Source organism: Priestia megaterium NBRC 15308 = ATCC 14581 (genome assembly GCF_000832985.1).
GTDB lineage: Bacteria > Bacillota > Bacilli > Bacillales > Bacillaceae_H > Priestia > Priestia megaterium.
The window spans coordinates 4,087,107-4,100,172 of sequence record NZ_CP009920.1 but is presented as its reverse complement, the minus strand read 5'-3'; the positions used below and the strand labels follow the sequence as shown (position 1 = coordinate 4,100,172).

Sequence of the window (13,066 nt, the reverse complement as noted above, 5' to 3'; positions counted from 1 at the left end):
TCCAATTATTCACAACAACTAATACGCAGTCCTTGTTTTTCCAGCTCTTTTAAACGTTCGTCCTGACTTGGTACAGATTCAAGTATGCCCAGAACAAACTCATAGTACTGGCTTTCTTTATTAAGAGAATAAAAAACCCATTGCCCTTTTCTTCTTTCCTTCACAAGTTCAGCATCTCTTAATTTTCGTAAATGCTGACTAATTGAAGGTTGGCTAGCTTGATAGATATCTACGAACTCACAAACACAGCATTCATTGTTCTCTATTAATTTAACCATCGAAAGCCTTGTTTTATCTCCCAATAATTTTAAGATTTGGGCTGCCTTTTCAATACTATCTATAGATTTTGTGCTCATTAATGAATACCTCCTACTCCCTTTCAGTTGATAGATAATAATGTGCTTATGTATTAATGCTCATTACTATAATTGATTTCTAAATATTTTACAATTTTTTAATAAACTAAAAGTGATTTAGCAGTTGTCTGAGGATTTAAAGAAGTTATTTTTCCCCTACTAATCTAAACAAAATCTAGCACATAATACTATAGGTATATTTTCTCGTAAAAATGCTCCTAATGTCCTTGGACAAACATACATACTTATTTTGTCGATCCGCATAAAATATAGAGAAAAATAAGAAAGGATGATTATGATAAAAAAACATTATTCCTATTATAACCCTCAAGATGGTAAATATTATGTAGACAAGCCTTACTCTCTTAGAGACAATAAAGTATCGCCCTCTGCTTCCACTAAAATTCCTTTGAAAAATACAGCCGACAGAGCTTTTAAAATCCCTGTATTCCTCAGCCACCCTTCTATGCTTAATACTACTCAAACAAGATTTCTTAATCGTTTAATTGATGAAATTGAACGTGTTCTTCTTTTCCCTCGTACACTGCCCGATACAGAGCAATATCCTAATAAAACAATAACAAGCGTTCGCCGAATGATACTCTCTAGCTATGGGTTAATCGCGGTGAATATGCAGCAAGTCTTTGCCAATTATACCATGACGAATATTCCCGGCGGTACACCTCCGCCCCCATCATGGGAAGGAGCTCCGTTTTTACAAATAGAGCCAAGCATGGGTTACCAACGAGGCCTGCCTTTACTTCTTATCAAAGAATCAGGTGTCAATAGTATAGGCGTTTGGAATCCATCAGTAGTTCCTTTCTTTATTATTGAATGGGATTCTACAAAACCTCTTGATGAGTTTTTTGACCGTGTTGAATGGAGAGAAATATTTCAAAACTGGGTGGCTCAAGTGCGAAATGGCTACTTTATTCAAACACAGCCTTCCTATCGATACGGCCCGGATGATCTATAGAAATCACTTCAAACGAAGAGCACTTTCGAAAGCTATTTCTATAAAACAAGATGGAATGCGAGGTGAATATAATTGACTTTAATTAATAGTGGGACATGCGTAGGAGTTCTATATCGAGCTAATGCCGGTGCCTCTTGCAGAAACGGGTACTGTGTTCATAATGGAAGGTTAGTAGGCGGCGTCATAAGCTCAAATGCTGGTACCTTAACGGTTACAAGAAGCATCGATAACACAAAGTTACAGACTTATAATGGTATTCTTCTCAGCCACCGAGCCGTAAACCGAACGACAGGGCAAGTCACGCAGCAGTATTTGTATTTTAGAAAAAATCAGTTAGAAAAAGTAGAAGTTACGCCTTATACACAATATAGTGACCCTAGCTGTCAAAGAGAGAATCATTATAATATCCCTGATATTATCTATCCTGGTGAATGTGTAGGAATCAGATATCGGATAGGAGATGAATGGCATATAGGAAACGGGCGATATCTATATTGGACAGGCCAAGTGAATCACTGTATATTTGATGAACGTTCGCAAAGTACAAATAGACAATTTTTACGGCAGATTTGGTACGCACATTGGATACTCGATCCAAAAAATGAGCGAAATATTATACACCAAAAAACCTCCAGAGGACCTGGATCTCCAAGAGGTGAGCATAGAATTTATGTGTTTAAAAATCTGCTTCCAGCAAACGGTGAGACCGTCCTTGTAAAAGCTGCTTCTCCTGTAAATTCTGCTTCCTGGCCTTTTCATATTATCTATCAGTGAGAAAAATAGAGAATAATCCTTCGTTCAACTATAACTTCCAGCCTACATTAAGCTTCTTTTCAACATTCCACCAATAATGTGAATGCCCATCCAAATATTACTGACTACCAGTTGGATGGGCATTTCCTTATAATTTTTCTTTTTTTATTTGTACATATGGTTCGCTTTTTCTCTTTTTTGTAAAAAAATAGAGGCACTAATCCACGAAGTAATTGGAATAATAATGGCTACACCAATGCCTCCGCTTAAGATAGAAATGACTTCTGCACAAAAGGTTTTTGAATTGATAATATCTCCAAACGAATACGACAATCTCTTAAACCATATAATTAAAGTCAAATATCCCCCTACAAATGCAAAATACAGTGTATTGGTTGTAGTGCCTAAAATATCTCTTCCGATTTTCAGTCCTGAATTGAAGAGATTTTTTTTAGTTACGGACGGGTCATGAACAAATAATTCATTCATAGAAGATGAAATAGATAGCGAAATATCAATGATCGCTCCTATGGCTCCCATAATAATTGTACAAATGGCTATTTTAGCAAAGTCAATTCCAACGTAAAGTGAAAAAGCGTTAATTTCTTCTTCTTGTTCTTCTCCAAACCCTTGAATCATGGCATGATGTTCAATGATAAAAATAAAGAACACTAAAACGGCTAAGGTAATAATCGTTGAAACAAACGCAGCAAGCGTTTTATGATTGAATTTATTAATATAAAATAAATTAATGCAGCTAATGATTGTACAAGCGATCAACGTAACAATAATCGTATTTTTTATAGACAGCATAAAGAGAATGGTTAGAAAAATAACGCCAAAATTCAAGAACAAAGCAAGGAAAGATCTAATTCCTTTTTTTCCCCCCACCATACTCATCAGAATAAATAAAATAAGAGCAAGCAACAGTAAAACGTTCACTTTCTGTTCCCCTTCCTAAAAATAAAAAGAATCGAAAGATAGAGTGTAATTGGAATCGTTAAAACAATGCCAATGCTGCCAGTAAGAGCACGAATTAACTCTAACGAGAAATTCATTGAAAACGTGTATCCTAAAGGAGAACCGTTTTTTAAATAAAGAAGAACCATTGGAATTGTTCCACTTATATATGAAAAAAATAAAATATTCGTCATGGCTCCCATAATGTCTCCGCCAATTTCCTTGCCCGATTTCAGTAAGTCTTTGTGCGCTATCTCTTTATTCTTTTCATATAGTTCATAAACAGAAGAAGTAATCGTAATCGCTACATCCATAACAGCTCCTAAAGATCCTATTAGTACCTCACTCATAAATATTTTTTGAGGAGGAATCGTCACAAACTCCATTCCTTCATAATGAAGGCCATTAGAATCTGTCAGTTGCATGACACCATACGCGATTAAAAGAGAAACAAATGTACCTATTAAAGTTGAAATAATCGCTACATGCGTTTTTTCTTGATTACCGCTTACTAATAACAAAGAAATAACTGTAAAAAGAACGACAGCTACAATACATACAGCTAGCAAGCTCACATTCCCTAGTGCTAAATATACATTAAGGGCCCCGATTAAAAGGACAATATTAATAAATAAGCTAATGATCGAATAAAAACCTTGCTTTCTTCCAATAGCCAGCAAAATCAGTATAAATAAGCCCGCGACAGCGGTAACCTGCGTGTCCCGCTTCACTCCTTCAATCGTGCCGCTTAAAGCATGCTGTGAATTCTTTTCTAAGGAGACAAAAAGATCTGTTCCGACAGTGTACTTTTGATCATAAGCACCTGAGTATGAGTACGTATTCTCTAAATGGATAAGCTTCCCTTTATATTTTCCGTTCATGATTTTAGCAACAATTTTTTGAGAATATACGGTATCTTTGTTGTGATTTAAATCAGTAGATTTATTTTGTTCTACAACATTCGTCTTCACTACCTCCGCTATCGGTTTTTTATAAAGCGAATAATTGTGGTTTGTTACTATTAGCGCTATACACAAACAGCAAATTCCTAGTATATAGAGAAAGATTTGTTTACGCGATAATTTATTAAACTTTTGCTTCGAAAAAAGATTCCTTATATGCTGGGAATACAGAGGTGACATCACATAATTCCTTTCTGGTTATTATTTGAACGCAGAGCTCTTGAACATGAAGAGACTGCAAAGAGATCTAAATTCCCTTTGCAGTCTTTTCATTCGTTTATTATGAGCGTTATAGAGTAAGACATACTCTAGGTACACAAGACGCTCAAACCTGCTGTTTTTTCCCTCCGTACTGTACCAGAGAAAAATGAAATTATAGTGAAAACGTAGAACGATTTATCTACTTCACTAGTTTTTTATGACTATCTTATATAATCATAGGAATATAAAAACAAATAGAAAACTGTCTGCGCTATAATAAATTGACTTTATAGCTACTGATTAGTTATAAAACTCATGAAAAGCGACAAATAGTTGCTAAAAACAAGGAGGTTATTTCATGTTAACGAAAAAAACACTTATCATGCTTTCTACTCTCACCCTTGTAACAACATGCGTAGCATTCAGCACTCCAACTACTGAAGCAGCTGCTAAAGATACCTACTCACAAAGAATTGAAACTAAAGCAGAAACAAGGCCTACGCTTCGTAAAGGTTCTCACTCTAGCTACGTAAAGGACTTACAGCAAAGCTTAAAAGATGTGAAGTATAACACATCAGTTGATGGAATTTTCGGTACGCAGACACAAAACGTAGTAAAAGAATTTCAAACCGATCACAGCTTGTCTCCAGATGGTATTGTTGGCCCCTTAACATGGGCAGCTTTAGATGAGAACAAGGTAGAAAGAAAGCAATTTCCTGTCAGCACAGCTATTACATTCGGTAAAAAAGAACTCGGTGACAACATTGTCTTCAGTACAGACGACCGCTTACGGAAAGATAACAACGATAAAGCTTACTACAGATTCGTAGCAAAAAACAAAGACTGGATGGATCAAGGCGGATCAGGTACCATAGGGTGGTATCATATTTACAAAAATGGAGATGTGATTGAAGCATCCAATTAAACCTATTTACAAATAACGGTTCGAAAAAAGCCTTCATAATTACTCTTTTGAGTGATTTACTACTTCTCTTACAGAATGCTAAAATTTAAAGGAATCATTCCGTAGGTATTTTACTTGAACAAGAACAGCTTTTTCTCCCCGCAGCTGTTCTTGTTATTTTTTAATAAAAATGAAAAAAGCAGCATGCTGAACATTCCACACGCTGCTTTTTGCGATTACAGGACTACTCTGCGGGTCGAGGTCCTGCTTCTCGCCCTGAGTTCTCTACCGTTAATATGGGCCGAACGGTGATATCTTCATTTACACGAATTTGACATGATAAGCGCAAGTGATCTTCAATTGAACTTTCTGAGTATGCATTTTTCTCTGCGTGTGTTAAATCACAATATTCACCTTCAAGCACTTCTACCCTGCAAGTCGTGCATTTAGCTTTCCCGCCGCATCGATGAAGAATATTTATACCGTTGTCTTCGAGTGCCAAGACAAGCTTTTTTCCTTTTGCCACTTCAAAACTTCCATATCCTAAAACGGTTACTCTTGGCATGTATCTCCCTCTTTCCCTCTACTGTGTACAAGCGATTTGAATTATACTATATGCAGTTTCTTTTTATTGCATGCCTAAATCCAATTAAGAAGACCATCATTTTGTAATACGGCAACTAAAACGACAATCCCAAGTATAATAACAGGTATCAGTGCTTTTAAAATTTGATACTTAGATAATTCTATACGTTGAGGCTCCTTTAACAAATGACTTTGATTTAACTCAGTATTGTTTTCACTTTCTTTATGATTCATGTTCCTCTGCCTTTCTATTTTTTATAGTGCGGTTTATATCTACTTCTGCTGAAATCACAAAAATAGACACAGAATTTCTTCATAAAAATCATCTTAACCTTTTTAAGAACATGCTATACCAACAATTCTGTTTTAAAACAAGTCCCTATCATATGTTTCAAACAAACCAATTCATCTTGTTTCTCCTTTTAATAGCATCAGATCAGAAGACTAGACTTTTTCACATCCCTAAGTGCATGAGCAAGGTCGTTATTTATAATCAAAAGTAAAACCCCATAGCGTGTCATGGGGTTTTACTTCGTACTTTGTTTTTTTGGAATTTTAATTTGTTTAATATCTCCCAACACATAAATATAAAAAATTAAGCCTAGCAACAATACAATTCCCGCTACAATAAAGCTTAGATTAAAAGAACCGGTTTTATCCAAAAGATATCCCGTTAAAGCTGTAGCTATAATTCCACCAAACAAATTATTAGCTAAATTAACAATAGAACTGAGAAGAGAAATGGAGCCTGCAGGCGCAATTTCAGCAGAAATTGACCAGCCGATTGGTGCAGTTGCAGATATACCTGCCAGTCCAATCGAGATACAAATCATCGCTACTACAACACTATTGGTGAAAATAGAACCTAAAAAAACAAACCCTAAGCATAATCCTACAACAATGATCGTGCGATATACTTTTTGACTGTTATATCCTTTTTTTATGAGGTAATCAACAAGCCAACCGCCAACTAAAATGCCAGCAAATGTAGCAATTAGCCAAGGGACTGCCGTAAGCAGACCCGATGACATGATATCCATGCCGTATTTCTCTTTTAAAAAAGTTGGCAGCCACGTTAACAGTAAATTAAACGTATATCCATAGCCTGTAAACCCAATCATTAGCCCCCAAACTTTTCGATTTGTAAATAAGACTTTTAAGGTATGTAAAAATTTTGATGTTTGTTCATCGTTCGCATTTAAATTATTTTCTTGAATATACTTCAGCTCATCATCTGATATGCGTCTATGCTTTTCTGGTTTTTCGTAATAAAACCAAAACAGCAGCGTAAACAGCACGTTTATCATTCCAATGGATAAAAATGCTGTGCGCCAATCAAATTTAGTGATGAGAAATGCCACAAGAGGCGCGCCAAGTACATTTGAAAATTTTGCCGCTGAATCAAACAAAGAATTTGGCAAGCTTCTTTCGTTTGGAGGAAACCATAGAGACGTAGCTTTCGACGCTGCTGGAAAAGCTGAAGCACTCATTATTCCTATTAAAAATCGAACGATATAGAGAAGAAGTTTTCCTTGCAAAAATGCCATGGACATCGTTAATAAACTCCAAATCACCATACCCACTCTTGTTACCCATGCTACTCCGAACCGATCAAGCAAGCTTCCGGCAGGTATTTGCATGATCGTATAAGAATACGTATAAATAGAAAAGACAATTCCGAGCTCTGTTCCCGTTAAGTGAAATGCATCTTGTATTGCAGGAGCGGCCACTGACACCGCTACACGATCAAAATAATTTAAAATAATCATACTGCTTAACAAAGATGAAATGAACCATCGTGTGCGTCCTGTTCGCTTTACTGTATGTTCACTCATAGCTAGCTCCTTTCATCAGTAGTTTGTTCGTTTTATTACCGTAGCATTCTACTTAATACCACAACTTCTTTTGAAAGAAACATGCGTTTTCTTCATCCATCATGCAAGAAATCCCTCATGATAAAACATAAAACAAGAAGTAAACAAAAAGAGATTGAGTCATAAAAAAATCAATCCAAACTACAGCTAGAAGCAACCACCTACATTCACCATAACAACGAAAAAATCCGAACGATGAATCGAGATTCTCAATCAAGAATCTCGATTCATCGTTCGGATCTTCCTTCACCTAAAACACTTTTGTACTAGCCTCTTTTTTCACTAACAGTCTATTTGGCTGAAAGTTCACTTTCGGTTACCCACTTGTGATTTTTTACTTTCTCTCCGCCTGTAGTCGGTGCGTAGTCTACCATGTATACCGTTGTTTTTTCGGCTGAATCAATCGTTGCTTTTGCCCCTTTCATACCTTTCATATGATCTGCTTCAAGCGTTACTTCGCTACCTGGCTTTAACTGCTCGTTACCCGCACCTTTTATTTCTTCTTGAATAACCCACTTATGATTTTTTACTTTTTTTCCGCCAGTCTTTGGCGTATACGAAACGGTATAGGCCGTAGTATCGTAAGCACCAACAATCGTTGCTTCAGCCCCGTTCATGCCTTTCATATGATCTGCTTTTATAACGGCTTTATCTCCAACTTTATATGTTGGATTCTCTGCTTTTTTTAATCCTTTTGGAACCTCTCCTGAACTAGAGTGATTCATCTCTGAGTGATCGTGCATGGATTCATTTTTGTCAGCTGAAGGCTTTTCATGACTAGAATCGTTTCCGCATCCGCTTAGTCCAATAATGACAGATGCCCCAAGAATAAATAGCTGTTTTTTCATAACAGTCCCTCTTTTCCACATAATAAACTTTAAAATAAAAATCATTTAATCATTAGAAACAACTTACCTTTGCCTACTCTTCTTCTTTTCTTTATTGTAGCCAGAATTTGTGCAGATTTTGTGAAGATGAAGGTAATTGGGCACGAATAATTCCTGTGCCTAAAAAAGGCCCTCGTATGAATCACTTACCATAAGGAAAAAATATAAAAATAAAAGGAGGAAAGAAACATGCTAAAAATACGCTTTGCTCTGTCCTCACTGTTACTTGCGTTTAGCTTGGTGATAGGAGCCCCTTTTGCTTCCGCACACTCCACTCTCTCATCTAGCGTACAAAAAATAGAAGTAACGTCCATTAAAATGAAAACGCTCAAAACATTTATCGATGAACAAGATATGAATGCATTCACTAACAGTATAAAAAAAGCGCAGCATATGAAACTTCTCTTAGATGAAGAATCTGCTGGGAGCATCGATTGCAAAATGACCATTACCTATGGAGATGGTTCTAGCCGTCATTATTTCATTTGGATTATGGATGATGGACGTGATGTGTTAATTGCTCAGCAAAAACACCCAGAAGACCTTCATCTTAAAGGGTATGAATTGAATCAAAAAAATTCCTTGCACTTAACAAAGCTGCTAAAGAATATTCTTTAGCAGCTTTGCTTTTAGATCACTTTCACCGAGAATGACTCGATGACTCTAATATTTTTTAGTTTATATTGCCCAAATAGCATATACTGCTATGACTGCGAGCACGTACAAAATAGCTGAGACGATCCATTTTTTCATATCTTATAGCCTCACTCTCTGCAATCGCAGTGCATTTAATACAACCGATACAGAACTAAAGGCCATCGCGGCTCCAGCGACCCAAGGGGCTAACAGCCCAACTGCTGCAATTGGAATACCAAGCGTGTTGTAGCCCATTGCCCAGAATAAATTTTGCTTAATATTAGAAATCGTTTTTCTACTCATTTCAATCGCATCTGCAATGCTCATCAAGTCTCCTCGCATCAACGTAATATCAGCGGCTTCCATCGCTACATCCGTTCCTGTTCCGATGGCCATTCCAATATCAGCTAGCGCAAGTGCAGGAGCATCATTAATACCGTCTCCTACCATTGCGACTTTTTTACCTTGCTGCTGAAGCTTTTTCACTTCTTCTGCTTTGCCTTCTGGCAACACTTCTGCTATAACGTGCTCAATACCCGCTTGCATCCCAATAGCCTGAGCTGTTTGACGATTATCACCTGTAATCATCATCACTTCTAAGCCCATTTCTTTTAACCTGGAAACTGCTTCTTTAGAAGTCGCTTTAATGGTATCTGCGACAGCAAGCATGCCGGCATACTTTCCGTCAAGAGCAACGAGCATAGCCGTTTTTCCTTCTCGTTCTAAATTTGTCATTTCTTCTAAGGCTGTATCAATATTCACTTTATGTTGATTCATAAGCTTTCTTGTTCCCACTAACAGCTTTCGCTCTTGTACAGTTGCTTTCACTCCATACCCTGGAATAGCTTCAAAAGATAACGGATCTTGAATCTCTATACCTTTATTTTTTATACCTGCTACGAGTGCTTGAGCGAGAGGATGCTCCGACAAACGCTCAGCCGATGCAACTAACTGCAATAGCTCATTTTCTTCGTAGCCTTGTGCAATACGTACATCGGTTAACTCGGGAGTTCCATTTGTAACAGTTCCCGTTTTATCTAAAAGAATCGTATCGATTTTATGCGTTGCTTCTAAATGCTCGCCGCCTTTAAACAAAATACCAAATTCTGCTGCGCGGCCCGACCCCGCCATAATGGAAGTTGGAGTAGCTAAGCCTAACGCGCATGGACATGCAATCACTAATACGGCAATAAGCTTTTCTAAAGCCGGTGCAAATTCGCCAGGCGCAATCCAAATATACCAAACAAAGAAAGTAAGAAGTGCAATTCCGACTACAATTGGCACGAATATACCTGAGATATAATCAGCTAATCGCTGAATAGGCGCTTTAGAACCCTGCGCTTCTTCTACTACTTTAATAATTTGCGCAAGCGCCGTCTCCCTGCCAACGTTTGTAGCTTTTATTTTTAGAAAACCATTTTTATTGAGTGTAGCTCCAATTACTTTATCTCCAATGTTTTTATCTACCGGTACACTTTCACCTGTCAGCATGGACTCATCTAAGGCCGATTGCCCTTCAATAATCTCCCCGTCTACAGGCACTTTTTCACCAGGCTTAATAAAAATAACTTCGCCTTTTTGGACTTCTTCCACTGGAATTTCAACTTCCGCTCCGCCTCTTATGACAACGGCCGTTTTAGCCTGTAAGCCCATCATCTTTTTAATTGCCTCTGAAGAACGGCCTTTGGCGTTTGCTTCAAATAATTTCCCTAAAAGAATCAGCGTAATCAATATAGCGCTCGTTTCATAGTAAAGCTGATTCGTATGAGCAGATGACCCCAGTGATTTAAGAGAAAAGTATAGACTGTAAAAATAAGCTGCGCTTGTGCCTAGTGCTACTAAAACATCCATGTTGGCACTTTTGTTACGCAGAGCTTTAAATGCGCCTACATAAAATTGCTTCCCTACCACGAATTGAACAGGCGTAGCTAAAGCGAGCTGAACCCATGGATTCATCAGCATATGAGGTAAAGGAATAAACGACGTAAACGTAAAATGACTAACCATTGCCCATAATAACGGTACGCTTAAAATAAATGAAAACCAAAATTTTCCTTTTTGTTTACTCAGTTCTTTTTCTCTATAGCTTTGCTCTTCTTCTTTTTCTTCCGACTTTAGCTTTGCTCCGTATCCAAGCTTTTCAACTCGCTGCGTTATATCTTGCGGAGCTATTTGAGAAGGGCTGTATTCAACAGAAGCCGTTTCTAAAGCAAGGTTAACACTTGCCTTTGTCACGCCTTCTAATTTGTTTAACCCTTTTTCAATACGAGTCGAACAAGCGGCGCATGTCATGCCCGTAATAGCAAATTCGACTTTTTCACTTACAACTCCGTACCCAAGCTTTTCGATTTTTTCTTCAAAGGCCTGTGGACTTGTTTTAGACGGATCAAATATGATAGTAGATCTTTCCAAAGCCAAATTTACGTTTGCTTCTTTTACACCTTCTATTTTTTTTAATCCTTTTTCAATTCGGTTAGAACACGCTGCACATGTCATACCCGTAATTTGCAAGGTGGCTTCTTTTTGTTTGTCACTCATCACGCTTCGCCTCCTGTTATATACCTATTAGGGGTATATATTTTTCCTAAATCAAGCGTGCGAAGGTATTCGCACGCGATGCTGTTTATGCTACGTCATAACCTTGGTCATCGATAGCTTCTTTAATATCTTCGACCGTTACTTGACTTGGATCAAATGCAACTGTTACTTTTGCATCTTCTAAGCTTACTTCTACGCTTTTAACGCCATTAAGTTCGCCTACGCCGCCTTCAACAGCTTTGACGCAATGACCGCAAGACATTCCTTGTACCGATAATGTTACGTTTTCCATTTTTAGCATCTCCTTTATTTCATTAATCGTTTAATGGTTGTTAATAATTCATCCACTACTTCTTCATCACCATCTTGCACACGTTCTACAATGCAATGCTTCAAGTGACCTTCAAGCAAAATTTTACTTACACTATTTAAAGCAGACTGCGCAGCTGCGATTTGAGTAATCACGTCGTCACAATACGTATCTTTTTCGATTAATCCTTTAATTCCTCGAATTTGTCCTTCAATTCGATTTAATCGGCTTGTTAGATTTTTTTTCACTTCTGGAGAATGGTGACTTTTTCTTTCACTATTTATCGTACAACATTTTTCTTCACTGTTCATGTGATTCGCTTCGACCATCTAACATCCTCCCTTCATGACTTCATCATACTATACCCCCCTACCCTATGTAAAGGGAAAAGGTCGCTTACTTTATCTTTTCACCAATTTCGATAGCTATGCTCATATCATTTTCAACTAACATCAACCCACTTATAGCCTATTCCCCATACGGTTTGCAGGTATTCGTCTACAGGAAAACCCGCTTTTCTAAGCTTATCCCGAACATTTCGCACGTGAGAGTCAATAGTACGATCTCCAATCTCAGCCTCATATCCCCACACTAACACAAGCAAGTCGTCCCGGCTGAACACACGATTTAAATGCTGAAGAAGTAATCCCACTAATTCAAACTCTTTAGGGGTCACTTGAATGTACTGATTTTTATATTGTAATACGTGGTCTTCCTTGCTCCATACTAAGCCTTTATAGGTGATTTCATTCTTTTCTTTTAAGGAACGTCTAAGAACCGCGCTGATGCGTGCAACCAATTCTTCTTCGCTAAACGGTTTAGTAATATAGTCGTCTGCCCCTATATTTAATCCTTTTACTACATCTAACGTTTGGCTGCGGGCTGTGAGCATAATGACCGGTAGATCAGACATTTTTCTTACTTTTTGACAAATCTCCCACCCATCTTCGCTTGGCATCATAATATCTAATAACATCAAATCTGCTTTGTTACCTTCATAAAGATAGCGCAGCGCTTCTGTGCCCCTTTCAAATTTTATACATGTAAATCCGTTTGGCAGCAGATAAAGTTCTAGTAAATCCAGCATCCTTGCTTCATCATCTACTAATAAAATAGTGGCCATC

General features: G+C 37.5%; 15 protein-coding genes. 4 read left to right on the top strand and 11 right to left on the bottom strand.

Going from position 1 to position 13,066, the window contains the following annotated elements; genetic code table 11:
- Positions 1-5: 5 nt before the first annotated feature.
- Positions 6-356: an ArsR/SmtB family transcription factor gene (locus tag BG04_RS21025; RefSeq protein ID WP_013056623.1), complete on the bottom strand. Its 351-nt coding sequence runs from the start codon at positions 354-356 to the stop codon at positions 6-8.
- Positions 357-651: 295 nt separating this feature from the next.
- Here BG04_RS21025 and BG04_RS21020 point away from each other — a divergent pair, with 295 nt between their 5' ends.
- Both BG04_RS21020 and BG04_RS21015 read left to right on the top strand, forming a co-directional pair.
- Positions 652-1,332, top strand: coding sequence for a hypothetical protein (locus BG04_RS21020; RefSeq protein WP_230586569.1), 681 nt, complete (start codon positions 652-654; stop codon positions 1,330-1,332).
- A gap of 72 nt (positions 1,333-1,404) precedes the next feature.
- Positions 1,405-2,106, top strand: coding sequence for a hypothetical protein (locus BG04_RS21015; RefSeq protein ID WP_034652791.1), 702 nt, complete (start codon positions 1,405-1,407; stop codon positions 2,104-2,106).
- A 144-nt stretch (positions 2,107-2,250) separates the two neighbouring features.
- Here the strand turns inward: BG04_RS21015 and BG04_RS21010 are convergent, their stop codons facing one another.
- Positions 2,251-3,027 (bottom strand): YibE/F family protein, encoded by a 777-nt coding sequence (locus BG04_RS21010; RefSeq protein WP_034652793.1) that lies wholly within the window; start codon positions 3,025-3,027, stop codon positions 2,251-2,253.
- Complete coding sequence (locus tag BG04_RS21005; RefSeq protein WP_034652795.1) at positions 3,024-4,016, bottom strand: YibE/F family protein; 993 nt, start codon at positions 4,014-4,016, stop codon at positions 3,024-3,026. Before BG04_RS21005 ends, BG04_RS21010 begins: the two co-directional genes overlap by 4 nt.
- Positions 4,017-4,566: 550 nt before the next feature.
- Here BG04_RS21005 and BG04_RS21000 point away from each other — a divergent pair.
- Entirely contained in the window at positions 4,567-5,133 is a 567-nt protein-coding gene (locus BG04_RS21000; RefSeq protein WP_034652797.1) for a peptidoglycan-binding domain-containing protein, read from the top strand.
- Between the two features lie 223 nt (positions 5,134-5,356).
- Here the strand turns inward: BG04_RS21000 and BG04_RS20995 are convergent, their stop codons facing one another.
- From BG04_RS20995 to BG04_RS20980, 4 genes are all read right to left on the bottom strand, one after another.
- Positions 5,357-5,677, bottom strand: a complete 321-nt coding sequence (locus BG04_RS20995) for a 2Fe-2S iron-sulfur cluster-binding protein (RefSeq protein ID WP_013082802.1) — start codon at positions 5,675-5,677, stop codon at positions 5,357-5,359.
- A gap of 74 nt (positions 5,678-5,751) precedes the next feature.
- Complete coding sequence (locus tag BG04_RS20990; protein WP_013082801.1) at positions 5,752-5,931, bottom strand: hypothetical protein; 180 nt, start codon at positions 5,929-5,931, stop codon at positions 5,752-5,754.
- Positions 5,932-6,224: 293 nt separating this feature from the next.
- On the bottom strand, positions 6,225-7,532 hold the full coding sequence (locus BG04_RS20985) for an MFS transporter (protein WP_034652800.1): 1,308 nt from the start codon (positions 7,530-7,532) through the stop codon (positions 6,225-6,227).
- A gap of 329 nt (positions 7,533-7,861) precedes the next feature.
- Positions 7,862-8,419 (bottom strand): YdhK family protein, encoded by a 558-nt coding sequence (locus BG04_RS20980; RefSeq protein ID WP_034652802.1) that lies wholly within the window; start codon positions 8,417-8,419, stop codon positions 7,862-7,864.
- A 228-nt stretch (positions 8,420-8,647) separates the two neighbouring features.
- Here BG04_RS20980 and BG04_RS20975 point away from each other — a divergent pair, with 228 nt between their 5' ends.
- A complete protein-coding gene (locus BG04_RS20975; protein WP_034652803.1) occupies positions 8,648-9,076 on the top strand; it encodes a hypothetical protein in 429 nt (142 codons plus the stop codon).
- A gap of 138 nt (positions 9,077-9,214) precedes the next feature.
- Here the strand turns inward: BG04_RS20975 and BG04_RS20970 are convergent, their stop codons facing one another.
- From BG04_RS20970 to BG04_RS20955, 4 genes are all read right to left on the bottom strand, one after another.
- Positions 9,215-11,632 carry a heavy metal translocating P-type ATPase gene (locus tag BG04_RS20970; protein WP_034652804.1) on the bottom strand — a complete coding sequence of 806 codons (2,418 nt, stop codon included), beginning with the start codon at positions 11,630-11,632 and terminating at the stop codon, positions 9,215-9,217.
- 85 nt (positions 11,633-11,717) lie between these two features.
- A complete protein-coding gene (gene copZ / locus BG04_RS20965; RefSeq protein WP_013082796.1) occupies positions 11,718-11,924 on the bottom strand; it encodes a copper chaperone CopZ in 207 nt (68 codons plus the stop codon).
- A gap of 14 nt (positions 11,925-11,938) precedes the next feature.
- Positions 11,939-12,271 (bottom strand): metal-sensitive transcriptional regulator, encoded by a 333-nt coding sequence (locus BG04_RS20960; protein WP_013056612.1) that lies wholly within the window; start codon positions 12,269-12,271, stop codon positions 11,939-11,941.
- Between the two features lie 113 nt (positions 12,272-12,384).
- Positions 12,385-13,065 (bottom strand): response regulator transcription factor, encoded by a 681-nt coding sequence (locus BG04_RS20955; protein WP_016763786.1) that lies wholly within the window; start codon positions 13,063-13,065, stop codon positions 12,385-12,387.
- Position 13,066: the final 1 nt, after the last annotated feature.